The organism is Candidatus Culexmicrobium sp. (assembly GCF_058356305.1).
In genome coordinates, this window is record NZ_JBTVBB010000017.1 from 37,591 (window position 1) to 61,183 (window position 23,593).

The 23,593-nt window shown below is 36.7% G+C and carries 28 protein-coding genes; 6 read left to right on the forward strand and 22 right to left on the reverse strand.

All coding sequences use genetic code 11. The features are described from left to right. Positions 1 to 12: 12 nt before the first annotated feature. Positions 13 to 1,194: a site-2 protease family protein gene (locus tag ACW8TM_RS05270; protein WP_491532228.1), complete on the reverse strand. Its 1,182-nt coding sequence runs from the start codon at positions 1,192 to 1,194 to the stop codon at positions 13 to 15. Between the two features lie 90 nt (positions 1,195 to 1,284). Here ACW8TM_RS05270 and ACW8TM_RS05275 point away from each other — a divergent pair, with 90 nt between their 5' ends. From ACW8TM_RS05275 to ACW8TM_RS05285, 3 genes are read left to right on the forward strand one after another with little or no spacing between them, the layout of a single operon-like run. Continuing rightward, on the forward strand, positions 1,285 to 1,992 hold the full coding sequence (locus ACW8TM_RS05275) for a nucleotidyltransferase domain-containing protein (protein ID WP_491532229.1): 708 nt from the start codon (positions 1,285 to 1,287) through the stop codon (positions 1,990 to 1,992). 32 nt (positions 1,993 to 2,024) lie between these two features. Then, the gene (locus tag ACW8TM_RS05280; protein WP_491532230.1) at positions 2,025 to 2,300 is read left to right on the forward strand and encodes a hypothetical protein; all 276 of its coding nucleotides are present in this window, start codon (positions 2,025 to 2,027) and stop codon (positions 2,298 to 2,300) included. A gap of 37 nt (positions 2,301 to 2,337) precedes the next feature. Beyond that, positions 2,338 to 3,447, forward strand: coding sequence for a radical SAM protein (locus tag ACW8TM_RS05285; protein WP_491532231.1), 1,110 nt, complete (start codon positions 2,338 to 2,340; stop codon positions 3,445 to 3,447). Here the strand turns inward: ACW8TM_RS05285 and ACW8TM_RS05290 are convergent. From ACW8TM_RS05290 to gatB, 10 genes are all read right to left on the reverse strand, one after another. Then, on the reverse strand, positions 3,421 to 4,140 hold the full coding sequence (locus ACW8TM_RS05290) for an RNA methyltransferase (protein WP_491532232.1): 720 nt from the start codon (positions 4,138 to 4,140) through the stop codon (positions 3,421 to 3,423). The genes ACW8TM_RS05285 and ACW8TM_RS05290 overlap by 27 nt on opposite strands. A 2-nt stretch (positions 4,141 to 4,142) precedes the next feature. Then, on the reverse strand, positions 4,143 to 4,760 hold the full coding sequence (locus ACW8TM_RS05295) for a HemK2/MTQ2 family protein methyltransferase (RefSeq protein ID WP_491532233.1): 618 nt from the start codon (positions 4,758 to 4,760) through the stop codon (positions 4,143 to 4,145). Next, positions 4,738 to 5,604: a 16S rRNA (adenine(1518)-N(6)/adenine(1519)-N(6))-dimethyltransferase RsmA gene (gene rsmA / locus ACW8TM_RS05300; protein ID WP_491532234.1), complete on the reverse strand. Its 867-nt coding sequence runs from the start codon at positions 5,602 to 5,604 to the stop codon at positions 4,738 to 4,740. The genes ACW8TM_RS05295 and rsmA overlap by 23 nt, the downstream gene beginning before the upstream one ends. 10 nt (positions 5,605 to 5,614) lie before the next feature. Then, on the reverse strand, positions 5,615 to 6,196 hold the full coding sequence (locus ACW8TM_RS05305; RefSeq protein ID WP_491532235.1) for a DUF655 domain-containing protein: 582 nt from the start codon (positions 6,194 to 6,196) through the stop codon (positions 5,615 to 5,617). 25 nt (positions 6,197 to 6,221) lie between these two features. Further along, positions 6,222 to 6,569 carry an RNA polymerase Rpb4 family protein gene (locus tag ACW8TM_RS05310; RefSeq protein ID WP_491532236.1) on the reverse strand — a complete coding sequence of 116 codons (348 nt, stop codon included), beginning with the start codon at positions 6,567 to 6,569 and terminating at the stop codon, positions 6,222 to 6,224. A 12-nt stretch (positions 6,570 to 6,581) separates the two neighbouring features. Next, positions 6,582 to 6,887, reverse strand: coding sequence for a 50S ribosomal protein L21e (locus ACW8TM_RS05315; RefSeq protein ID WP_491532237.1), 306 nt, complete (start codon positions 6,885 to 6,887; stop codon positions 6,582 to 6,584). A gap of 72 nt (positions 6,888 to 6,959) precedes the next feature. After that, entirely contained in the window at positions 6,960 to 8,318 is a 1,359-nt protein-coding gene (locus tag ACW8TM_RS05320; protein ID WP_491532238.1) for a tRNA pseudouridine(54/55) synthase Pus10, read from the reverse strand. Next, complete coding sequence (locus ACW8TM_RS05325; RefSeq protein WP_491532239.1) at positions 8,305 to 8,883, reverse strand: hypothetical protein; 579 nt, start codon at positions 8,881 to 8,883, stop codon at positions 8,305 to 8,307. The genes ACW8TM_RS05320 and ACW8TM_RS05325 overlap by 14 nt, the downstream gene beginning before the upstream one ends. Continuing rightward, entirely contained in the window at positions 8,864 to 10,201 is a 1,338-nt protein-coding gene (locus ACW8TM_RS05330) for a signal recognition particle protein Srp54 (RefSeq protein WP_491532240.1), read from the reverse strand. Before ACW8TM_RS05330 ends, ACW8TM_RS05325 begins: the two co-directional genes overlap by 20 nt. Positions 10,202 to 10,204: 3 nt before the next feature. Then, positions 10,205 to 11,596 (reverse strand): Asp-tRNA(Asn)/Glu-tRNA(Gln) amidotransferase subunit GatB, encoded by a 1,392-nt coding sequence (gene gatB, locus ACW8TM_RS05335; protein WP_491532302.1) that lies wholly within the window; start codon positions 11,594 to 11,596, stop codon positions 10,205 to 10,207. A 65-nt stretch (positions 11,597 to 11,661) separates the two neighbouring features. Between gatB and ACW8TM_RS05340 the strand changes: the two genes are divergently transcribed. Beyond that, a complete protein-coding gene (locus tag ACW8TM_RS05340; RefSeq protein ID WP_491532241.1) occupies positions 11,662 to 12,357 on the forward strand; it encodes a diphthine--ammonia ligase in 696 nt (231 codons plus the stop codon). Here ACW8TM_RS05340 and ACW8TM_RS05345 read toward each other — a convergent pair. From ACW8TM_RS05345 to ACW8TM_RS05360, 4 genes are read right to left on the reverse strand one after another with little or no spacing between them, the layout of a single operon-like run. Then, positions 12,325 to 13,632 carry an amidohydrolase gene (locus tag ACW8TM_RS05345; RefSeq protein ID WP_491532242.1) on the reverse strand — a complete coding sequence of 436 codons (1,308 nt, stop codon included), beginning with the start codon at positions 13,630 to 13,632 and terminating at the stop codon, positions 12,325 to 12,327. The two genes, ACW8TM_RS05340 and ACW8TM_RS05345, sit on opposite strands and share 33 nt — an antisense overlap. 1 nt (position 13,633) lies before the next feature. After that, the gene (gatA, locus tag ACW8TM_RS05350; RefSeq protein WP_491532243.1) at positions 13,634 to 15,013 is read right to left on the reverse strand and encodes an Asp-tRNA(Asn)/Glu-tRNA(Gln) amidotransferase subunit GatA; all 1,380 of its coding nucleotides are present in this window, start codon (positions 15,011 to 15,013) and stop codon (positions 13,634 to 13,636) included. Positions 15,014 to 15,018: 5 nt separating this feature from the next. Further along, positions 15,019 to 15,273 (reverse strand): Asp-tRNA(Asn)/Glu-tRNA(Gln) amidotransferase subunit GatC, encoded by a 255-nt coding sequence (locus ACW8TM_RS05355; RefSeq protein WP_491532244.1) that lies wholly within the window; start codon positions 15,271 to 15,273, stop codon positions 15,019 to 15,021. Positions 15,274 to 15,284: 11 nt separating this feature from the next. After that, on the reverse strand, positions 15,285 to 15,677 hold the full coding sequence (locus ACW8TM_RS05360; RefSeq protein ID WP_491532245.1) for a translation initiation factor IF-5A: 393 nt from the start codon (positions 15,675 to 15,677) through the stop codon (positions 15,285 to 15,287). Between the two features lie 94 nt (positions 15,678 to 15,771). On the opposite strand from ACW8TM_RS05360, the gene ACW8TM_RS05365 reads away from it, so the two are divergent. Next, a complete protein-coding gene (locus ACW8TM_RS05365; RefSeq protein ID WP_491532246.1) occupies positions 15,772 to 16,611 on the forward strand; it encodes an NAD(+)/NADH kinase in 840 nt (279 codons plus the stop codon). Further along, entirely contained in the window at positions 16,604 to 17,119 is a 516-nt protein-coding gene (locus ACW8TM_RS05370; RefSeq protein WP_491532247.1) for an NOB1 family endonuclease, read from the forward strand. Before ACW8TM_RS05365 ends, ACW8TM_RS05370 begins: the two co-directional genes overlap by 8 nt. Here the strand turns inward: ACW8TM_RS05370 and ACW8TM_RS05375 are convergent. Genes ACW8TM_RS05375 through ACW8TM_RS05405 form a run of 7 tightly spaced genes read right to left on the reverse strand, consistent with a single transcriptional unit; the run spans position 17,109 to position 23,590 of the window. Continuing rightward, a complete protein-coding gene (locus ACW8TM_RS05375) occupies positions 17,109 to 18,281 on the reverse strand; it encodes a PUA domain-containing protein (protein ID WP_491532248.1) in 1,173 nt (390 codons plus the stop codon). The two genes, ACW8TM_RS05370 and ACW8TM_RS05375, sit on opposite strands and share 11 nt — an antisense overlap. A 50-nt stretch (positions 18,282 to 18,331) precedes the next feature. Then, entirely contained in the window at positions 18,332 to 19,738 is a 1,407-nt protein-coding gene (locus tag ACW8TM_RS05380) for a Ni/Fe hydrogenase subunit alpha (protein ID WP_491532249.1), read from the reverse strand. Beyond that, positions 19,738 to 20,637: an NADH-quinone oxidoreductase subunit B family protein gene (locus tag ACW8TM_RS05385; RefSeq protein ID WP_491532250.1), complete on the reverse strand. Its 900-nt coding sequence runs from the start codon at positions 20,635 to 20,637 to the stop codon at positions 19,738 to 19,740. The genes ACW8TM_RS05380 and ACW8TM_RS05385 overlap by 1 nt, the downstream gene beginning before the upstream one ends. Beyond that, positions 20,630 to 21,052 (reverse strand): hydrogenase iron-sulfur subunit, encoded by a 423-nt coding sequence (locus ACW8TM_RS05390; protein WP_491532303.1) that lies wholly within the window; start codon positions 21,050 to 21,052, stop codon positions 20,630 to 20,632. The genes ACW8TM_RS05385 and ACW8TM_RS05390 overlap by 8 nt, the downstream gene beginning before the upstream one ends. A gap of 1 nt (position 21,053) precedes the next feature. Further along, on the reverse strand, positions 21,054 to 21,611 hold the full coding sequence (locus ACW8TM_RS05395) for a 2-oxoacid:ferredoxin oxidoreductase subunit gamma (RefSeq protein ID WP_491532304.1): 558 nt from the start codon (positions 21,609 to 21,611) through the stop codon (positions 21,054 to 21,056). Further along, the gene (locus ACW8TM_RS05400) at positions 21,604 to 22,482 is read right to left on the reverse strand and encodes a thiamine pyrophosphate-dependent enzyme (protein WP_491532251.1); all 879 of its coding nucleotides are present in this window, start codon (positions 22,480 to 22,482) and stop codon (positions 21,604 to 21,606) included. The genes ACW8TM_RS05395 and ACW8TM_RS05400 overlap by 8 nt, the downstream gene beginning before the upstream one ends. Next, on the reverse strand, positions 22,469 to 23,590 hold the full coding sequence (locus ACW8TM_RS05405) for a 2-oxoacid:acceptor oxidoreductase subunit alpha (protein WP_491532305.1): 1,122 nt from the start codon (positions 23,588 to 23,590) through the stop codon (positions 22,469 to 22,471). Before ACW8TM_RS05405 ends, ACW8TM_RS05400 begins: the two co-directional genes overlap by 14 nt. Positions 23,591 to 23,593 lie beyond the last annotated feature (3 nt).

Genomic DNA, 23,593 nt, shown 5'->3' on the forward strand with positions numbered 1-23,593 from the left:
AACACCACCATTCTAGGGAAGCCTAAAACCACCAAAAATAAAGGACTGAGAAATATTAGCAAATAAAAGCATAAGAGAAACTAAGCGAATAACATTAAGTAAAGCCTCCCCCACAGTCATCTTCCTATTAAGAAAGTAAACAGTCCTCCTCTGAAAAACAGGAAACTGAAATAAAGCCTCAAAAAATCCCCCACCATCAAAAAATGGTATGGGAAGCATATTTACCAGAGCAGCACTAATAGATAAAAGCTCAACCCAAACAAAGACATTATAAGTATACCATACAAACATAGGAGATAGAAAACCAACTAAAACTCTAGGAGCATAGTAATTAAAGCTTCTAACACCAAGAAAAGCAATAGAAGAATTTAAGGGATGAAAAGAACTATAAACAATTACATCACCCCTCAAAAGCGAAACCAGCAACGTACTATTAGCAGGAGTACCATACATATACTTAACGAATCTATAGGTGTCAGTAATTCTAGTACCATTAATAGATAATATAACATCACCAACAACTAAGCCAGCCCTATCAGCAGGAGAACCATCAACAACACTAACGATCAAAACACCCTCAGGACCACTGAAAAATGGGCTAATCACCAATGAAAAATTAATAATAAAAATAGTGAAAATAATGCCACAGAGCAAATTAGCCATAGAACCAGCAGCCAACAACCTCAACTTAGAAGCAATCCTAGCCCTATTAACATCCTCATCAAAAAGCTCAGCAAAACCACCAAAAATCAAAACAACAAACATAATCCCAATACTCTTCAATCTAATACCCTCAACCCTAGCTGCAATTCCATGAGCAAATTCATGAACACAAAAAACAATAACAACAGCAATTAAAAAGTAGGGTAGAGAAGAAAATGAAATCGTAACACCAGGAATTAAAGGTAAAACTAGCTGAGCACTACCACCATAATATGAAGCTAATAAATTAGAAGCAAAAAACTTTAAAGTAAAAAGCAATTCACCAACAGCCAGAAAAACACCAATAGTAAAGAAAACCTTCCAAAACTTAAAATATTTAAAAGCAATTGAGTCAATAAAACGATTAAGCCTCCTAGTCCTCCAAAAAATCGCCAAGTAAGGCTTAAGCTCAACTCCATATCTATCCAACTTAAACAGATAATGTAAAATAATCATCATAGACCAAAAAACAGCTAGTACAATAATCAGCATTACTACAGGAGACAGACTTCAACCCTCCACATCAAAATAACATATAACACCCAAAACTTTAACATTTACACCTAAATAAATGGATTTGGTATGAGAAAAATAAAGCCAGTGAAAACAGGAGACATAAAAGAAGTAATATACAGCAAAGAACACTGGAAACTACTAGAAAAACTAAGGAGAAAAGCAATAGAATTAATGCAAATACTAAGCAAAGCAGGACTAACACCAATAATACATGGAAGTGTAGCAAGAGGAGATGTAAAACCAAGTAGCGACATAGACATTGTAATACCATACCAAATACCATCCTTCAAAGTTGAAACAACACTAGAAAGAGCGGGAATAACCCCTCAGCAAAGAATACTAGTTCAAGCAACACCAAAACATGCAATAAAAGCACATATACAAATAGATGAAAATACAACCATAACATTCCCTCTAATAGGACTAAGAAGACTAGAAAGAGAATTCTACAAATTTGGAGGGGAACTAACACTAGAAGAATTATTAAAGAATAAAAGAGTGCCAGGAGTAGACAAAAGATTAATACTAATAACCCCAACGGAAAAAGGACATTTAGAAACACCAGTAATTGGAAGAGAAGCAGAAATAGCAAGAAAACTAAACGTGTCAATAGACGTTGTCAATGAGAGAGTGAGAATATTAACTAGAAGAAATGAAATAGGAAGAACGGGAGTATACCTCAAAAGAACACTATCCAAAAATGAAAACTTCGAAGAAATCTTGAAAAGACTAATGGATAAAGATCCAGCCATAAGGAGAAGAATGAGGCTTTAAATATCTACGTCTTCAAGTTATATGAAGGGATGATGAACAAAACAATACTAGGCATAATATATAGTCAAAGCCTAGAAGAAAAATTTCGAGAAACAATACTAAACTGGATAAAAACAATAGAAAGAAACATTTCATGGCTCATCTCAACCATAACAACCACAACCCTAATAATAGCTAGAACATCATATTCAGCCATGATAATACTAGGAGTAATATTATGGGCCTCAGGAATACAAAGATACTTTGGAAGAAAACTAATAATTGGAGGATCAATAATAGCATTAATATCTGAAATCCTATTAAAATAAGAAACACTTTTAAGCACATAATAAAATTTCAAAAGAGATGAAAAGAAAAATCTGGGAAACAAAGGGAAAATCACTAGTAGTAGGAAAACTTCCCACAGGATGTCAACTATGCATTGAAGGGAAAAAAATGGTATTATTCATCACAGGCCTATGCACAGCCAAATGCTTCTACTGCCCATTAAGCGAAAAAAGAAGATGGAAAGACGTAATCTACGCCAATGAAAGAAAAATATCAAGACTAGAAGAAGCAATTGAAGAAGCAAAAATAATGAAAGCTGAAGGAACAGGAATAACTGGAGGAGACCCACTAATTGTACTACCAAGAACAATAGAAGCAATAAAACTTCTAAAAAAGGAATTGGGAGAAGAACATCACATACACCTCTACACAAATGCAATACACCTAACAAGGAAAAAAACATTAAAACTAAAAGAAGCAGGCCTAGATGAGCTGAGAATACATCCAATAAGAAAGAGAGACATATACAAAGTAGCCCTAGGAAAAAAGGTTAACTTAACAACAGGAATAGAAATACCAGCCATACCAGGAGAAGAAGAGAAAATAAAAAGAATACTTAAAAAACTAGAAAAATTAAAAGCAGACTTCATAAACATAAATGAACTTGAATTCTCACCAACCAACACCCTAAACTTAAAAATGAGAGGACTAAAATTAAAGGCAGAAAGTATAACAGCAGTTGAAGGAAGTGAAGAAGTAGCAATAGAAGTACTGGAATGGGCAGCAAAAAACACAAACCTAAATGTACACTACTGTCCAAGTAAATTAAAAGACCATGTCCAGTTAAAAAGTAGATTAAAGAGAAGAGCACTTCAAATAGCTAAGAGGCATGAAAAAATAACTAATGAAGGACTAATAATAAAGGGAGTAATAGAAGTAAAGAACAAAAACAAACTACATGAAGTATATCGCAAAATAATTAGAGAACATAAAATACCTAAAGATGAAATCATAATAAATCTAGATAAAAAAAGAATTGAAACCACAATTGAAACAGCAATAAAGCTCGCAAAAAACAAAAAGCTCGACAAGACAATAAACATCTACATAATAGAAGAATACCCAACAGATCAAAGACTAGAAGTTACAAGAACCCCATTACTAAAGCGTAGCACCCAACTTAACTAAAACACTTCTAAAAACACCCATCAGAGTATGAGCCTCCCTACCAGAAATAAAACTACGACCAATAACATGCTTAAAAATAAGTCTAGCGATATTCCTCTTATACCTAGGATAATCAACAGCCTCCAGAATCCTATCAAAATATTTAAGCAAAAACTCCTTCTCAACCCTTGAAGCCTCCCTAAACCTAAAAGACCTCCCCATAACCTTCAATCTAGAGATGAAAAGCTCATACAATATTATGGCAACTGCATGAGATACATTTAAAACAGGATAAACCCCACTAGAAGGAATAGTAACAATAACATCACATAAACCCAACTCCCTATTAGTTAAACCAATACTCTCTCTACCAAACAAAATAGCAATCTTACCGTCAACATCAGTAAGAGTCTCAGCCAACTTTCTAGGTGTAATTGGAACCCTCAAAACATTATAATCACCACCAACTCTACTAGTAGTCCCTACAACAAAATCAAATTCAGAAGCAACATCATCTAATGAAGCAACAATTCTAGCATTATCCAAAACATTAGTAGCATGAGAAGCAAAGGCATAAGCAGTACCATCCAAACCAGCCTTAGGATTAACAATTACAAGATTATGAAAATCAAAATTCATCATTACACGTGCAATAAAACCAATATTACCAGAAAATTCAGGTTCAACCAAAACCACGTAAACACGACTATTCAACTCTACTTCACCACCTTAACTAAAAAAATCTTCTCATAAAAGAAGCATCTCTCACTTAAAATCTCAACCCTCAAACCCAAGGATGACAAGAAAGACAAAGTTTCATATAGATTAGAGAGTGATGATTGAATTAAATAAACTCTGCCTCCATCCTTCAAGAAAACAGGAAACATCCTCAGGAAACGGTCAATCAAAACTCTTCCACTCTCTCCACCACACCAAGCAATCCTAATCCGAAAAGGAATCAATAAGTCATCTTCACTCTCAGGCAGATAGGGTGGATTAAAGACAATACAGTTAAAAATAGACTTACATTTAAAAACTTCCAATAAATCACCAACTACAACATCTACTTTATACCAGACATTATTTCGTTTAGCATTAAGCTTAGTATTCCTGGCAGCATCCAAACTCAAATCTACTGCAACAGTAAACTTAGACTTCTCAGCTAGAAAAATCGATAGAAATCCACAACCACAACCCACATCAACACTTAAATCAGACTCATTTATGATATCATTCAAAATTGCATCTAAAATTAAAAAGCTATCATCAGAAGGCATATAAACTGTATCAAAAACAATAAAACGCCTTCCATTAAAGGAAAACTCCTTGACCATCCATCAACTCCTCCCTAACTATCCTTGCAACCTCTAGGAACTGAGAAGGAGTTAAATCACGAACCCTACTATCTAAGTAAGGAACCCTACTAAGCATACTCATACCCTCACTTCTACTCAAATTTCTAATCTTAACCAAGTAATGCAACAAAGGAGAACGCAGCTTCCTATTTCTCTGAGAAAAAAGATATCTTAAAAGCTCCAAAAGAAAATGCTCATCATCACTTAAATACCTCTTTTTAGGATAAATTCTAACAACTGCAACATCAACACTGGGAGGAGGATAAAAACAATATCTAGAAGCATATCTTACCAACTCTACATCAGCAAACAAACTAACAGCCACAGTCAACCTACCATACTGACCAGTACCAGGCTTAGCAATCAAACGATCTGCAAATTCACGCTGATAAGTTAAAACAGCAAGACTAAACTTAGGCTCCTCAATCAGCTTAAAAGTTACTGGAGAAGAAATCTTAAAGGGAAGATTAGAAACAACCTTATCAACAGATGGCAAATCAATTTTAAGTACATCACCATGAATCAATTTAACATTACTATAATCCCTCAAAACCCATCTTAAAACTCTCATCAACCTAGAATCAATCTCAATTGCAATAACTTCATCAACTCTATCAGCTAAAAATCTCGTAAGAGTACCTAAACCAGCACCAATCTCCAATACCGTATCACTAGATGAAAGAAAAGATGCATCAAGAATATCTCCAATTAAATTAACAGAAACAATAAAACTCTGACTCAAAGACTTCCTAGGCCTTATATTAAAAATTTTTAAAAGACGCTTAGTCTCACTAAGTAAGTCAACACTACTAGGGCGATTCATAATCGATATCTCACTTAACAAAGAGCCTATATTTGTCTTCTCCACTCAACTCCATAAGAATCCTCTTCACAATCAACTTTTTAGGATCAGAAATCTTAATCCTCCTCCTGATATCCTCAAAGCTCTCAAAAGGCCTTTTCTTACGTTCATCAAGTATAATCCATAAAAGCTTCTTACCAATGCCAGGTAAAAGTTGAAGTGAATGCAATCTAGTAGTAATTGAGGAAGAAGTATTAAAGAACTCTACAAACCTATGCTCATATTTTGAGACAATCTTCTCAATTACACCTGGCAATTCATCCCTCGCAGCAATAGTTAAATCATTATAAGAAATTCTCTTCCTAACACGAGCAATCTTATCCCTCTCACCCCTACCAATAAAAACCCTCTCACCTGGAATGAGGAAAACTCCAGGTTTAGGAACAACTTCAAGCAATGTAAAATAAATCTCTCCAACAGCCTGGGCAATAGGCTCACGCTTAAAAATAGGAGTAGACTCTAAGGGATGGCCATGGGGTAGATAATCAAGAATATAGGCATACTCTTCATATTGCTCTCTACTCTTATCTCTTCTTTGAGGAAGAAGACTCAATAAATTAACCCCTCCAAATACTTATTTATTCATTAAGCTCTTTAATGTATTTATCAATTAAGTCAATAATTCTCTCAAGCTCCGAAGTTAAAAACACCCTCCCCTCAATAATCAGTAATGGTCTTAACTCATCAATATGCCTAGGAATAATATTCACTATCTGAACAGCAGTTAAACGAGAAAGATTAAACTCCTCCATCAATCTTTCAACAAGCTCTTCAGCCACATTACTTGGAATCCTAACAAGCTTAGAAGCATAATCTAAAGTAACACGCTGAATAGGTGCAAGCTCAACACGTTTTTTAAGTTCCTCAAGAAAATCCTTAACCCTTGAAACCGTAATCTCCTTCCGCTCAATAACTCTTTTAGGCATAACATCTCCACCTCATCTAGAACTCATAGGAAAAGGTCTTAAGTGCTCAGGTCTAACAATTAAAATCTTCTTCTTATTCCCAAGCATTACTTCGACAATATAGGATCTACCTCTCATACCAGTAACAACACCAATCTTTCCATGAAATCTACGGTGAGGCATACCCTTATGGACACTTGGATCAATAATAATAGTAACTCTATCTCCAACCTCATATTTATGAAGTAATCTACCCAACGGAAATAAACCTCTCTCCCTAGGCTTCTTTCTCAACAATTTCCTAGTTCTACTCCTATATCCACGCGAATGCTTCACCATGCCAACTCACCAATTATAGACAATTACAATCGCTAACGTATAGAAAAGTCCAACTAATAAATACTTCTCACATTACACAGTATCAGAAACATCAATAACATCAAGCTCAATACATTCTAGAGGAACACCTAAAACTTCAGATATACTGGGAGAAGTTCTACCATTATCACCACTAATAAGCTCCTTAACATACAAACCACCTTGACACTTTATTATCATTTCAATAAGATCATGTGATAAAGACTTAATTTTAACAGAATAAACAGTCTTAACTCTAACTTTATCAGCACGCCTCTTCAAAACTCTTAAAGGAGTCCGCTGCTTAACCTCCCTATTAACAAAAAACCTTTCAAGCCTCTTCAAATCATCCATAGAAACTTCACCCTTAAACCTAACCAGAACCCTATAAGTCTTCTGAGTAAGAGATGAAAGAACCTTTAAACGCTTAACCTCACTTCTACTTGAAAACCTTAAATTAGAAACCTCAATTTTACCCTCTGCAAAACAGTTAATCTCCTCCTCCAACTTCTTTAAGTCAATAAACCTCCTTCTAGGCTCCTTAACTTCAACTATGAAAGGCCTACCCTTACCAAGCATTCTTGCATCAACATCCTCCCTCCCAGCACCATGAAAAACTACATCTCTACCCAAAGTAAATTTAAGAACAGGAATAGCAATCAACTCTTCAATAGAAGTAGGATACTTCCTACCAGTATAATTACAATATTCACATCCAACACCACGACAACTACTACAAACCCAAGTACACTGAGGAATACCCCTCACTAGCTTCCTATACCTACCATAAATAAAAAGGGGGCTTGAATGAAACTCAATACTATCATTTATAAAATCAACAATTATAACCAGATCAGGAGATGAAAAGTCAACCTGCTTCCCAATTCGAATTTGAAGAAGCTTCCCCAACTCTCTATTAAACTCAGACTTAAAGGATTCACCATAAATTAATTTAAACTCAGATCTCAAAGAATCCTCCCTTTCAGCAATATCACCTGGAAATCTAGATCCAATAAGGAAAGTTGAAAACTCATATTGTGAAATTAAAGATGAAATTCTATCAGCATACTTATCCAAATTAAGCAAAACATCACCACAAATATGGCAAGGCTTTTCACTAGGAACCTCTACACTCATCTTTGAAAGAATTCTATTCGCAAGAGAAAACCTGCCATTCTCAGCTAAAACCCTTAAAATATGAAGCCCCCGATCTTCAAACCCCTCCTTAACCAGCTTAGAAGCCATCATTGTAAGAAGAAGCTTTATGGAAAATCCACGAGTAGAATTATCAGTACCCCTAGCTAATAATGCAAACTGTCTCCCCAAACAATGATCACACAAACAATACTTTTCCAATATTCTAAGTGAAATTTCAAGTATATCAGAAGTAAATCTCAATTCACCTACCTCCACGGAAAAGTCTATCACAATGATTTTGGAAGATAATTATTAAACTTGGTGGATAACTATATGTAAAGCTAATTCTAATAGGCTTAGCATCAAAGCTTGAAAGTATAGATAAATCATCATCCCTATAATCAGGATAACAAATAACTAGTGTAGGATTCCTGTTAATCTTAATATGATCTAACCTCAATCCTCTTCTATGAGAGAAATATATTCTACCACGCCTCTTCAAAAAATAAGAAAAAGTCGCCCTACCTCCAAAAACACCGGGAGAAAATTCTTTACTAGATGGAGAAGGCAAATGCATTGAACCCCAAATAGCCTTCCTAACAACTCCATAAGTAGATTGTTCATCAGGACGAATATACCTCAATCTTTTAGGCTCAAACCTCAAAAAAATATTATCATCAAAAAGCAAAATTAAATTAACATCCAATCGCATACCATGAGAAATAAGAAGAGCTGCAGAAATACAATTCGTAATTAATGGGGAAAAATGCTTTAAAGCATAGCCAGCTGAATACTGAAACTTAACTATAAAAGTTCTGATATTAAATCCTCCTAAAATCACCCTTAAATGGAAAACGTCTAGCCCTTCTCTTAAATCGTCTAAGCATCTTCTTCATTGCACGATACTGACTTAAAAGTTCCCTAACATCCCTAACTGTGGTACCAGAGCCTAAAGCAATCCTCCTCATCCTAGAACGATTAATAATTTCAGGCTTAAGCAATTCCTCCTCAGTCATAGATTGCATAATAGCAATATACCGCTTAATCTTATCCTCAGTAACCTCCTCAAAACCCTCAGGCAAAGAGAAACTGAAGCCAGGAAGCAACTTTAAAATCTTACTTAATGGACCCATCTTCCTAATAGACTGAAATTGCTCCAGTAAATCCATCAAAGTAAATCTACCTGAAATTAAACGCTCAGCAACCTCCCTTCTAGGCATAGCCTCTGCAGCCTTAACCTTCTCAACTAAAGTCTCCAAGTCACCCATACCTAAGAGGCGGCTAACAAATTTAGGCGGAGAAAAAACTTCAATTTCATCAACCTTTTCCCCAACACCAATAAACTTAATAGGCGCACCAGTAGCTGCAACAGCTGAGATTGCACCTCCACCCCTAGCGGAGCCATCAAGCTTAGTTATAAAAATAGAGCCAATCCTGGTTGCTTCATGAAAAGCCTTAGCCTGCACAAAGGCTTGCTGACCAATAGTTCCATCAACAATCAACATTATTTCATCAGGCTTAATTGCCTCAGCAATTTGCTTCATTTCATCAATTAAACCCTTCTCCTCTTTATGCCTACCAGCCGTATCAACAATTATTATGTCAAAACCCTCAGATCTAAAACGCCTTACACCCTCTAAAGCAAGAGCTATAGAACTCTCAGCCCTCTCCCTACCGTAGACAGGAACACCTACTAACTCACCAAGCTGCCTCAACTGTGCATATGCACCAGGCCTATAGTTATCAGCACAAACAACACCAACCTTAAATCCACGCCTCTTATAAAATAAAGCCAACTTAGCAACAGAAGTAGTTTTACCAGAACCTTGAATGCCAACCAACATTAAAACATATGGTTTCCCACCACTAGGTAAAACACTAGGAGTAACTTCACCACCCAATAAATTAACCAGCTCTTCATAAACAACCTTCAACAATAACTCCCGTCTAGTTATTCCAGGCGGAAGCTTCTCCTTCAAAACACGCTCCTCAATCTTCTTCGACAAATCAAAAACAAGCTTAACATTAACATCAGCCTGAAGCAAAGCACGCTGAATATCCCTAATAAGCTCCCTCACAACCCTCTCATCAACAAGAGGAGCACGCATAACCCGCTTAATAGCTGAATTTATAGCTGCCCCCAAACGCTCAAGCACCATAAATTATCCCTCCAACTCCTTCTCCAACAACTTTAAAATTAATTGCGGATCAACCCTACCCTTCAAGGCAGATTTAACCCTACCAACAAGAAAGAAAATTGCCTTCCTATTACCAGACTTATAATCCTTAACAGCTTGAGGATACATTTCAATAACCCTTCGAACCTCAGACAATACAATTTCAATGCCCTCCTGCCTCTCAAGTCCATACTTCTTAACCAAGAATTCTGGATCAGCATGCTCATCAAACATTAATCCCAAAACCCTCTTAGCAACAGGAACAGTAATAACCCCACTTGAAACCAATTTAATAAGCTTTACTAAGTCCAGAGGACTTATCGGAAGCTTAGAGGCAGGAAGACCCCTATAATTAAGTTCACGTTTAACTTCATATCTAACCCAATTAACAGCCAATTGAACAGGAACATGCTTCACTACCTCCTCAAAAAAGTCAGCCAACTCCCTCTCACTAGTTAAAACATATGCATCATCATAGCCAAGCATATACTCTTCAATAAATCGATTCAAACGCATATAGGGTGATTCAGGCAGTGAACGTTTCACCCTATAATACAAACTCTTACTAATAGTAAATGGATATAAATCAGGGTCAGGAATATAACGATAATCCTCTACAGTCTCCTTAATCCTCATAGAAATAGTCGACATAGTATCCTCATCAAAATGCCTAGTCTCACGCTTAACAGCTAAACCCTTAGAGATCAAATTCCTCTGCCTTGAAATCTCAAACATTAAAGCACGATAAACACCCTTAATAGAATTAATATTCTTAATCTCAACTCTGGAGCCACCCCTAATAGAAACATTAGTATCAAACCTAGTGCCTTCAAGCCTAACACACCCAGAATACCTTAAAACACGTATAAGTACATCTGCAAAAGCCCTAGCCTCCTCAGGGGAATACATGTCAGGAAAAGTAACAATCTCAATTAATGGAACCCCACAGCGATTATAATCAACACGTCCAGACCTAGGATCCCACCTACCAGCATCCTCTTCAATATGAACCTCCTTAATTCTAACCTCATGAAAACTAGAATTCAACTTAAAAGTTACATGGCCATTAACTCCTATAGGCTGACTAATAATCTGATACCCCTTCGGTAAATCTGGATAAGGATAATGCTTCCTAAGCCAATATATAGGCTCACCAATCCTAACTCTACAATTCAAGAGAAGTGAAATAGCTACTGCAGCCTTAATCGCAGTAATATTAGGAGGCATGGGCTTAGCTCCAGGTTGACCAGTACAAATAGGGCAAACATTAGTGTTAGGGGGAACATCAAGATAATTTGTTGAACACCTACAAAACAACTTCTCCCTAGAATCAACTTGAACATGAACCTCAAAGCCAATAATAGGTGAAAGCACCATAGACTTCACTGTAAACCCCACTCCTTAATAAATAATGCTAATACTTAAATTAAAGTGTGATGAAAATGAAGCTAGCAGCCCTATACAGTGGAGGAAAAGACTCAACATATGCAATATATTATGCTTTAAGTCAAGCATGGCAAGTCCCAATAATATTAACACTTAAACCAAAAAGTGAAGAATCAAAACTATGGCACTATCCAGCAATAAAATGGACAAAACTCCAAGCCCAAGCCATACAAACAAGACATATGGAAATCCAAGTAGAATCAGAGAATGAAATAGAAGAACTAAAGAGAACACTAAAAACACTAGCTGGAAAAGAAGAAATAGAAGGATTATTATCAGGAGTAATAGCATCAGACTACCAAAAAAACAAACTAGATAAAATATGTCAAGAATTAAACCTAAAACTAATAACACCACTATGGCAGAAAAATCCAATCAAAATACTAAAAGAAGTAGTAGACGCAGGATTTAAAGTCATAATAGTCAGCGTAGCAGCCTACGGCTTTAACCAAAAATGGTTAGGAAAAGAAATAAACAAAGAAACAATAAAAAAGCTCCAAAAACTAAGCCAAAAATACGGTATACATCCATGTGGAGAAGGAGGAGAATTTGAAACCTTCGTCCTAGACGCACCCATATTCAAAAAGAAAATTAAAATCATAAAAAGCAAAATCCTATGGAACAGATATTCAGGACAATACATAATAGAAGAAGCAACATTAAAGAGAAAACAACTTTTCAACCTCCCTTAAAAACATACTATAAATCCTCTCCTCATCAACCCTCATAAAACAACCATTAGAATAAATCAACTCACCATCAACAATAACATGTGAAACATTAAAACCCTTAACAGAGTAAACCAAATGAGAAACAATACTATGTTGAAAAATATTTGGCAAAATATTAACTGCAGCAGAATTAATCAACACCAAATCAGCAGCAAAACCCTCAACTATTCTACCACAAGTATTTTCAAGCATAACAGCTCTGGCACCATTAATAGTAGCCAAATCCAAGACAAACTGTGCAGGAGCAATAGTAGGATCCCATCGATGATGCTTATGTATCAAAGAACAAAACTTCATGGTCTCAAACATATCTAAACTATTATTACTAGCAGGACCATCAGTACCAAGACCAACAACAACCCCACACTCAACAAGCTCGGGAAGAGGAGTTACACCACCAACAGCCAACTTCATATTAGAAATAGGGCAATGTGCAACTCTAACACCACTCTCACCCAACAATTTCACCTCATTCTTTGAAAGCCAAACACAATGAGCAGCTAAAACCCTAGAAGAAAGAAAATCAATGCCAGAAAGAAAAACAACTTCACGAATACCAAACTTCTTCTCAAATAAAACCTGCTCCCTCCTAGTCTCTGCTAAATGAATATGGAGCAAGCAATTCTCCCTCTCAGAAATATCTCTACACTTTAAAAGCAATTCCTCAGAACAAGTATAAGGGGCGTGAGGACCAATAGCACCAATAATTCTAGGTGAAAATCTTTTAACTTCAGAGATAAATTTCTCAACCTCACGGATCATTAAATCCCTCAAATAAGACTTAAAATTATCTAAAACACCAATTGAAACAACACCCTTTAAACCAATCTCCTCAGCAGCTCTAGCTATTTCGATTGGATTCCAATACATATCCACAAAGAAAGTCGTACCAGTCCTAACCATCTCCATAAAAGAAATCAAAGCACCCAAATAGCAATGATGAGGAGACAATCTCCTCTCAACAGGCCAAATTTTATTTTCAAGCCACTCCATCAATGGAAGATCATCTGCATAACCCCTAAATAGAGACATAGGTGAATGTGTATGTAAATTAACTAAGCCAGGTATACAAATCATTTCACTACCATCAATTACAACATCAGCCTCCACAGAAATTCTAGGAGAAACCTCAACGATAAATCCATCCTCAACATAAATAGAGTAACCCCTAAGAATAGAGCGATCATCATCTTGAGTAACAATCCATCGACAATTCTTAATTAAAATAGAAGACACGTCATATCACTCCACAAATAGCCTCCATAAAATTAAAGATTAGAAGCTCATGTAAATGAGGAGCTTGAATTTGAAGGCCAACAGGCACCCCATCCACATAACCAACAGGCATAGTACCAGCACAAATACCAGCCAAGTTAGCTGGAATAGTGAAGACATCAAGTGAATACTCCTCTAAAGGTGAAAGCTCCTCACCAATTCTAGGTGGAAAAGTAGGCATAGTAGGACCAACAATAACATCACACCTCTCAAAGGCATTTAAAAACTCATCCTTAACAATAGTCCTAACCTGTAAAGCCCGTTCATAATAACGGCCACGAAACTCCCTCTGAGTAACAAGGCTACCCCTAATAATCCTCCTCAAAACCTCATCTAAACAAACATCCTCAATCTTAAAACCATACCTCCTACCATCAAACCTCCTCGTAGCACTATAAAACTCTGCACTCACAATAATATAATACGCAGACAAAGCCTTCTCAATACTCGGTAAATCAAGCTCAACAACATCCACATCAAACTTCCTCTCTAAACGATTAAGGACACCCTCAACTACAGAGTAAATTTTAGAATCACATAACTTTTCATACTGCTTAGCAACACCAATAGTTAAACCATCAATATTACCATCAATTCTAGATGAAAAACCATCCAATCTAACATTAAGCGTCGTAACCTCATCAGGATTAAAACCAGCAATAACCTCTAAAAGCAAAGCCAAACCATAAACATCCCTACTAAATGGACCAATCTGATCAAGGGACATAGCTAAATCAATTAAACCATGCCTAGGAACCAAACCATAAGTAGGCTTTAAACCAAAAATACCACACCAACATGCAGGGGCCCTAATACTACCACCAGTATCACTACCCAAAGCTAGATCACAGAGATTAGCAGCTACAGCAACAGCAGAACCACTACTAGAACCACCAGGAACTCTACCCTCAACTCTAGGATTAAATGTTGGACCATAAAAACTCCTACAACCAGTTGTGCCACATGCAAATTCATCCATATTAGTAATACCAATAATAACTCCCTGCTCACGCTTAATACGTTTAATAACCTCAGCATCATATGGAGCAACATAATTAGACAGAGTCTTTGAAGCACAACTTACAATAAAACCCCTAACATTAATGTTAGCCTTAACAGCAATACAAAGACCTGAAAGCTTACCAACAATACCTCGACTCAACTGCTTATCGACAAGTTCAGCCTGACGTCTAGACTCATCAAACCTCAAATCAATAAATGCATTCAACTTAGAATTAAACTTCTCTATACGCTCAATAAAAAACTCTAAGTTCTCTACAGCGGACAATTCACCACTCTGCAAAGCATTAACCTTATCGAAAACACCTTTAAACTCAAACATAAGCATCATCTAGAAGTCCTTGTCCATGAAGCCGCCTCAGTAACTATAAAACCTTGATCATCAACCCTAGGAGCATTATCCAAGAAAAATTTTCTAAAGTCACTCTTCCCCCTAACCCTACGCTCCCTCCTAACCATATTAGTAAAAGTTGAATCATAATATGTTTCTCGAGTTTTAGGGAGAACCTTCAAATCCTCCATGAAATGCCTAAGTAAAACTTCAACCTCCTCTTCAACCTGCTTAAATCGCCTACCCCTCAAACCAATTACACCTATTTCACTCGCATAATCTTCTTTCTATCAAGAATATTCCAGTACTCCACTTCAACCCCTGCAGCCAATCTATCCTTAATCTCCACATCCTCTGGTATAGGTAATTCAAATACTTCATAAGTCTCCATATCCATTATTTGCAGACCATGACGAGTAATCGAAATAACCTGTCCAGTCCTCTTCTCAACAATTGGCACCTCCACTTGAGCACTTGCTGGACCAACAAAAGTTCTCTTGGCACCATCAAAAATACCAATAGCAACAATTCTAACCTTAGCTGAACCATGCTTACCAGGCTTAGACTTCTCAGTACTAATAATCCTACAAGGCTCACCATTCAAAATTATAAATGAACCAGGCTTTAGACTTCCAGCCTCCGCAGGTCTCTTCAAATCTCACACCTCAACATCATTAGAAATAAAATAACTTAAAAGTATTTAGCTTACAATAGCGTTTCTAACAATAGAGAAAAATGCGGTGGAATAAATGAATATAAGAAACCTAGGGTTAATAGCAAACATAAACTCTAAAAATGCAATAAAAATAGCTGGAAAAATCATTAAAAAACTAGATCAAACAAACATTAAAATAACAGTAGAGGAAGTGTTAGCTGAAAAAATCCAATGGAAGAAAAATAAAGAAAAAATAGAGAAAATGAATGTCGACTTAATAATAATCATAGGGGGAGACGGAACAGTATTAAGAGCAACCAGACTAATAAAAAAAGATGAAACACCAATACTAGTAATAAATGCAGGAACAATAGGATTCCTATCAGAAATAAACCCGGAAGAAACAATGAAGGCAATAGAAATGATTCAAAAAAATGAATTCAAACTGGAAAAATGCACAAGAATAAAAGCAAAAATAAATAACATTGAAATAGCAGATGCACTAAACGAAATAACAATCATAACAAAAAAACCAGTAAAAGTATTAAACTTAGAAGTAATTAAAAATAAAGAAACCATATTCTCAGGCAGAGCAGACGGAGTAATCATAGCAACAAAAACTGGATCAACAGCATACGCATTATCAGCTGGAGGACCAATAATAGACCCAGAACTAGACGCCCTATCCATAGTTCCAGTTTGCCCTCTAAAGATCTATCAAAAACCAATAATAATACCAGCAACATCAAAAATAAAAGTAAAGATAAGAAGGAAAGGGTCAAACGCACTAGTAGTTGCAGATGGACAAATGTATAAAGAAGCCCCCATAAAATCAGAAATAACCATAGAAAAAAGCAATAGAAAAACAGTCTTCATAAGATTAAAGAAAAGCTTCTATGAAAAATTAAGAGAGAGGCTTATAAAAAATGTATAAAGGAAAAACCAGAGAAATATTAATCCTAGACTCCTCAGCCATAATAAATGGATACAATCCAGCATCATCAAATAAAAGCCACATAATAGGTGAAAAAATCATAAAAGAAGTAAAAGACAATAAATCAAGAAGAATATTAGAAACAGCAATAAACATTGGAAAAGTAAAAATAGCTAAAGCAAGTGAAAAATCAATTCAAAAAGTAAGAGAAAATGCAGAAAAAACTGGAGACCTAAGATATCTATCAGAAGCAGACATAGAAACAATAGCAATTGCACTAGACATAAAAAACCAAGGACTACAACCAATAATCATAACAGACGACTTCACCATACAAAATATCCTATCACACATGAAAATACCATATAAACCAATAATCACCACTGGCATAAAAAACAAGGTAAAATGGATAATATACTGTCCAGCCTGCGGAGCAACCTATACACATAGAAATATTTCAACATGTGAGATATGTGGATCAAAACTTAAAAGAAAAATTAAATCCTAACAAACCTAGCAATAAAATATCCAGCAACACCATGAACATCAGGATAAAAACGCTGAAGCAAACTACCTTTAGAAAAATTAACCCCAGGAGAACCTAAATAAACAGGCTGCTCATCCAATTCCAATGGATAATTGTTAAGGGCAAAATCGACAATAAACTCATTCTCCTCAAATGTTAAGGTACAAGTAGAATAAACAATAATACCACCAGGCTTAACTATCTCAACAGCAGCCTTAAAGAACTGCTTCTGATAACGCATACAAGAAAAAACATCACGTCTACTCTTCCTCTCAAACAATTTAGGCCTCACACCTAAAGCTGAACAGGGAGGATCAATCAAAATCCTATCAGCCCTTAAATTAGGATAATCCAAGTGAATATAACGGGAATCACTATTAATTGCAACAACATTCTTAACTCCAAGTCGACTCATATTCTCCATAAGTCTAGCCAGCCTACTTCTAGAGTTATCGAAGGCATAAATCCTACCAGTATTACCCATCAATTGAGCTATATGAGAAGTCTTACCCCCAGGAGCAGCACACATATCAACAACAACTTCACCTGGAGATGGAGAGAGAATTAAAGAAGTAAGCATAGCAGGAATACTCTGCTCATAAATGAAACCGAAAGAATATTCATCCAACTCCCTTAAAGAAATAGATCTAAATCTAGATAATGAGATCTTAACAGCCAACCCCCTTCTCCTCTTAACCATATCAGATCCATCCATCAATGCAACACCAATGGCAACAGCTCTACCCCTCTCATCAACTACAGACACCTCATCACCAACTGAAACATTAAAAGCAGAAATAACACCAGGGGCATATAATTGAGCCCCTTGCATAACACTTTCAGCTGCAAATTTATCTACAATTACAACTTTATCAAGAAGTGGGATATCAAAGGGACCCTCAACCTCAATCAATAATGCCTCCTCAATCTTAGGATGTAAATAAACTTCAAATCCCCTCCTCCGAAGTAAAGCCAGTAAACATTCAGAACTAATCTTCAACGTATTAACTCTAAAACTATAATACCTAGACGGTGACTTCAAACTATTTAAAATAGAATCTAAACGATTAAAATCAAAATAATTAAGCAACAATTCCACTAAATCAATAGGATAATCATATTTCAAAGCTAATTTAAGAGCCAAATCAAACCTACCATCCATCAAGAAACTGAAGGAAAAAATACTTAAAGTCCTTATGGCAACCTAGCGATAACCCGACCATCCATTGAAACAATCTCAATCTGTAAAGGTAAGTTCCCACTATGAACAGAACAGGATAAACATGGATCATAATCTCTAATTAAATTAGAAACACTAAAAATCAAATCTTCACCCATAACTCCATTCTCAATATACTTAGAAGCAATCAATTTAATTTCCTCACCAATTATAGGCGTATTCTGAACAGTTGCAACCACCATGTTGGCATCAGTAATCAATCCATCCCTATCAACTGAGTAATGATGTATAAGTGTACCTCGAGGAGCCTCAACAACCCCAACACCCTCACTAAATTCAACACGAACCTTCCTCTCCAATTGCCTTGAAAACTCAATAGACGAATCACCAAGTAACTCTGAAATCTTATCAATACAATATGCAAGTTCAATCAATCGAATTACATTATAATACTTAGAAGCACAAAGTGGACGCCCACCATCTAAACCAAATCTCTCAGAAAGCGAACAAGCCCAATCAGAATCAATTTTACCAGCAATATTAAATCTAGCTAATGGCCCAACCCTATATATCCCCTCTGGAAAACCCAACTTCGAAATAAAGGGTGCCTTCGCATAACTCCAAGGAACAACAAATTCATTTATATGATTAAAATATTCATCAGGTTTAAACTCGTCAATAACACGACCATCACTAGAAAGACATCTAATGGAAGAAGAATCATATAAAGCTAAGTCAAAATCAGAGTATAATGCCATAAAATTAGTTGGAAAATCATAAACATCCTCCAAATATGACCTAACTAAATCCTCAATTGAATCCAAAACTTCTAGGTATATCCTCCTAGTCTTCCCAGCTAAATCAATCAACTTTAGCCGTTCATCCCTCTCAATGGGCTTAGCAAAACCACCTGGAACTGCAGCTGTAGGATGTACAGAAGATCCACCAAGCACTTCAATTACGCGCTGTGAAAAACCCCTTATCCTCAACACTTGCTTAATAAGCTTAGGATACCTCTTAATAAGCAGTGTAAACCCTCTCTTAGAAGGAGGAACATCACGAAGTAATAAATCAGGAGCATAAAGTATGAAGAAATGTAATAAGTGACTATGCATAAAACCTGCGAGATGAATGATCAACCTCAACTTCTCAGCCCATTCATCAACCTCCAAACCAAAAATAGAATCAACAGCCTTAACAGAAGCTAAATGATGAGAAACAGAGCATAAACCACATATCCTAGGCACAATTATAGGTGCCTCCTCAACAAGCCTACCACGAAGAAAACGTTCAAACCCCCTAAACTCCAAAACATGAAAATATGCATCCCTAACTCTATTTTCATCATCTACTATAATAGAAACCTTAGCATGCCCCTCAATTCTTGTTATAGGCTTTATTGAAATAGTTTTACCACACATCAACTGCCCCTCCTATAACGCTTAAGAATTGAAACAGGTAGAGTAAAACGATATAAGAAGCCAACTAAATCACGAAGCTTCATCAAATCATTAATCGAAACATCCTCAATTGAAGATGTAGACGCCAATACACTAATCATTTTAGCAGCCTGATCCTCACACTTCTCAGCTGGACCCATACAACCCCTACAAGGATAACCAGCCCTAATACATCTAGCTTCACAGCCCCCCCTAGTACATGGCCCTAAACAAATAAATCCCTGCTCAAGAAAACATTTGCCAGTATCAACTTCATCAAAACTCCATCGCTTAACATCTAGAAACACTTTTGCCTCACCAGAATTCAATAGACATTCATCACAAACACTTTTCTTAGATAAAGAAAATTTTCTACCCTCAACAAAGGATTTAAGCAGATCAACAATCAATGAGCCAGGAGGAGGACAACCAGGCAAAAATAAGTCAACCTTAACATAATCATCCAAAGACTTTATACTATCTAAAAGACTAGGAACACCATCGCTTGGAAGAATATCCTCATCATTAATAGTGCTCAACTGCTCCAAGTAAGAATACTTCAATAATTCACTCAACTCAAAAAGATTAGCTAGCCCAGGTAATCCTCCAAAACAAGCACATGAACCGAAAGCCACTAAAACATTACTCTTACCTCTCCATTCATTCAACTTCTCTAAATCCTCTCCAGTCCTAACTGCACCAGTAACAAAAACTACATCAACTTTTTTAGGGGGAGGAGAATCCATAATTATAGGTGCATAGACAATTTCAATAACATCGCCAATCAAATCTAGAAATAATGGACTTGAATCTAAAAAGGCATTTTCACATCCAGCACAAGTAGTTAAAGACGTAATTGCAACTTTAAATCTACTAGTCATGACTACCACACCTAAGGTGATTAGGTCCAAGCTTAACAATCCTATCAACAAAGCCGGTTATAATCTCAGCGAAGCGAATCCCTTCACCAGCAGAAGCATAATTAAACTCTAATCGCTCAGCCTCCAAACCCAACTCATTAAGAAGAACCTTTAACAATGCAATTTTACGTTCAGCTCTGACATTTCCAGTCAAATAGTGACAATCACCAGGGTGACAGCCAATCACTATAACGCCATTAGCACCATACCTTAAAGCCTTTAAAACATGAATAGGATCAATACGTCCAGTACACATTACACGAACAATTTTAACATTAACAGGATACTTCAACCTCATGGTTCCAGCGAGATCGGCAGCAGCATACCCACACCAATTACAGAGAAAACCAATAATTCTAGGTGAAAAATCCTGCAACCTAACCAACTCCACGCAATTTAACACCGAAATCCCAGCCAGCCTTTAGAGCCTTCAAATTTAATTCTTCAGTCCCCCTAGGTACACTATCTAAAACAGCATTCCTCAACGCATCAAAACTTACAATACCAGTTATTGCAGCAAAGGCTCCAAGCATAACAACATTTGCAACAATTCTCCTTCCCAAGTTTTGTGCAATTCTAGTTGCTGGAACCCTATAAACATTAACACCACCTAAATCCTCTTCAACTTTAACTAAATCTTCATCAACAATAACCACACCATTCTCCCTAACAGTTTTATAATAATAATTGAAGGCATCCTGTGACAAAGCTATCAAAACGTCAGGACTACCTATATAAGGATAATCTATCTCCTCCACTGAAATTATAACATCAGTTCTCGCTCTACTCCCCCTAGCCTCAGGACCATAAGACTCTGTCTGTACGGCATACCTATTATCAAAAAGTGAAGCCGCCTTACCCAAAATATAGCCAGCCATCAATATTCCCTGTCCACCCAAACCTGAAATCCTAATTTCCCAACGCAACTCAATCACCATGTAAACCCTCAATTAAATTTCTAAGTTCCACCCCAGTCTTCTCATAAATCAATCTATAAAGCTCAGAAATAAATTCAGGTCTCTCTGTATCAACAAACTCACCAACAACTATTTTCCCACCAACTTGAATCTCAGCTAAAGATGGATCAATAAAGTTTTTGACAACACTATTTTGTCTAAGACTCTGAATAACATTTAAGGGACGGCCAAGCCGATTATACCTTGCATACAACGTAATACAAGGCGCAATAACCTCAATAAAAGCAAACCCCTTCTTCCCCAGCCCCTTCTTAATAGATTTAATGAGCTGAACAGGATGAGCCACAGTCCACCTAGCAACATAAACTGCCCCAGCAGCTGCAGCTAAATAAGCTAAATTAAATGGATGCTCAATATTTCCATAAGGGGTAGTAGTAGTAAGCGAACCAAAGGGAGTTGTTGGACCAAGCTGACCACCAGTCATACCATAATTAAAGTTATTAACACAAACAACCAGTAAATCAACATTCCTCCTAGCAGCATGAATAAAATGATTCCCACCAATAGCGAAGAGATCACCATCACCACTAAATACAACAACATTCAAATCAGGCCGAACAGCCTTAATTCCCATAGCAACAGGAATAGCTCGCCCATGAGTAGTATGAAAGGAATCGAAAAGAACATATCCAGCAGCCCGTCCAGTACAACCAATACCAGAAATAAATGCTAAATTATTAGGGTCAAGCTCTAATTCCTTAACAGCCCTCAAAAAACACCCTAAAGTAGCCCCAATACCACATCCAGGACACCAAATATGAGGTAACCTATCACTTCTAATCAAATCCTCCAATGGATGACTTAAACCAGCATTACTATACATTTCCATACACCTCTCTAATTAAACTAAGTAACTCATCAGGAGTATGTGGATCACCACCAAGCTTAGGAACAAAAAATACTTGTTTCCCCCCCACATACTTTCTAACTTCACCAACAATTTGCCCATAATTCATCTCAGCAACAATAAAAGCCTTAACCCTTCTTGAAAGAGAAGCAAAAAACTTCGCTGGGAAAGGCCAAACTGTAACTAATCTAACTAAACCAACCCTCAACCCCTCAGACCTAGCATTTTTAACAGCCCTAATAGCACTCCTAGCAGGAGTGCCATAAGCAACAACAACTACTTCAGCATCATCAACATAATACTCATCAAGACGAATAATATCATCAGCATTCAATCTAATCTTATCACAAAGCCGTCGAATCAAGCTGGAATGAACCTCAGGATCAGTGGACTTAGGATAACCCCTAACAGTGTGAGTTAAACCTGTAACATGAATTCTATATCCCTCACCAAAACAAGCCATAGGAGGAACAAGATCATCATCAGGTTCAAAGGGATTAAACATTTCAGGCGGAACTTTAGGCTTCTTCCTATTAACTATCTTAACTTCACTTGGAAGTTTCAAAACAACCTTTTCTCGCATATGTCCAATAATCTCATCTGAAAGCACCATTACTGGAACCCTATACTTCTCAGCAAGGTTAAAAGCTTCAATAGTCAAATCAAACATCTCTTGAACAGAAAAAGGCGCTAAAGCAATAATCTCGTAATCACCATGAGAACCCCACTTAGCTTGCATTACATCACCTTGACCAGCCCTAGTAGGCTGACCAGTACTCGGCCCACCCCTCATAACATTTACAATTACAAGAGGAGTCTCAGTCATAATAGCAAGACCAATATTCTCCTGCATCAAACTAAATCCAGGCCCACTAGTAGCAGTCATAGCCTTAACTCCAGCATAAGAAGCCCCAATAACAAGGGCTATAGAGGCAAGTTCATCCTCCATCTGAATAAACAAACCTCCAACTTCAGGAAGACGCCTAGCCATCCTCTCAGCAATCTCAGTAGAAGGAGTAATCGGATAACCAGCAAACAATCTACAGCCAGCAACAATAGCACCCTCAGCACAGGCTTCATCACCCTGCATAAA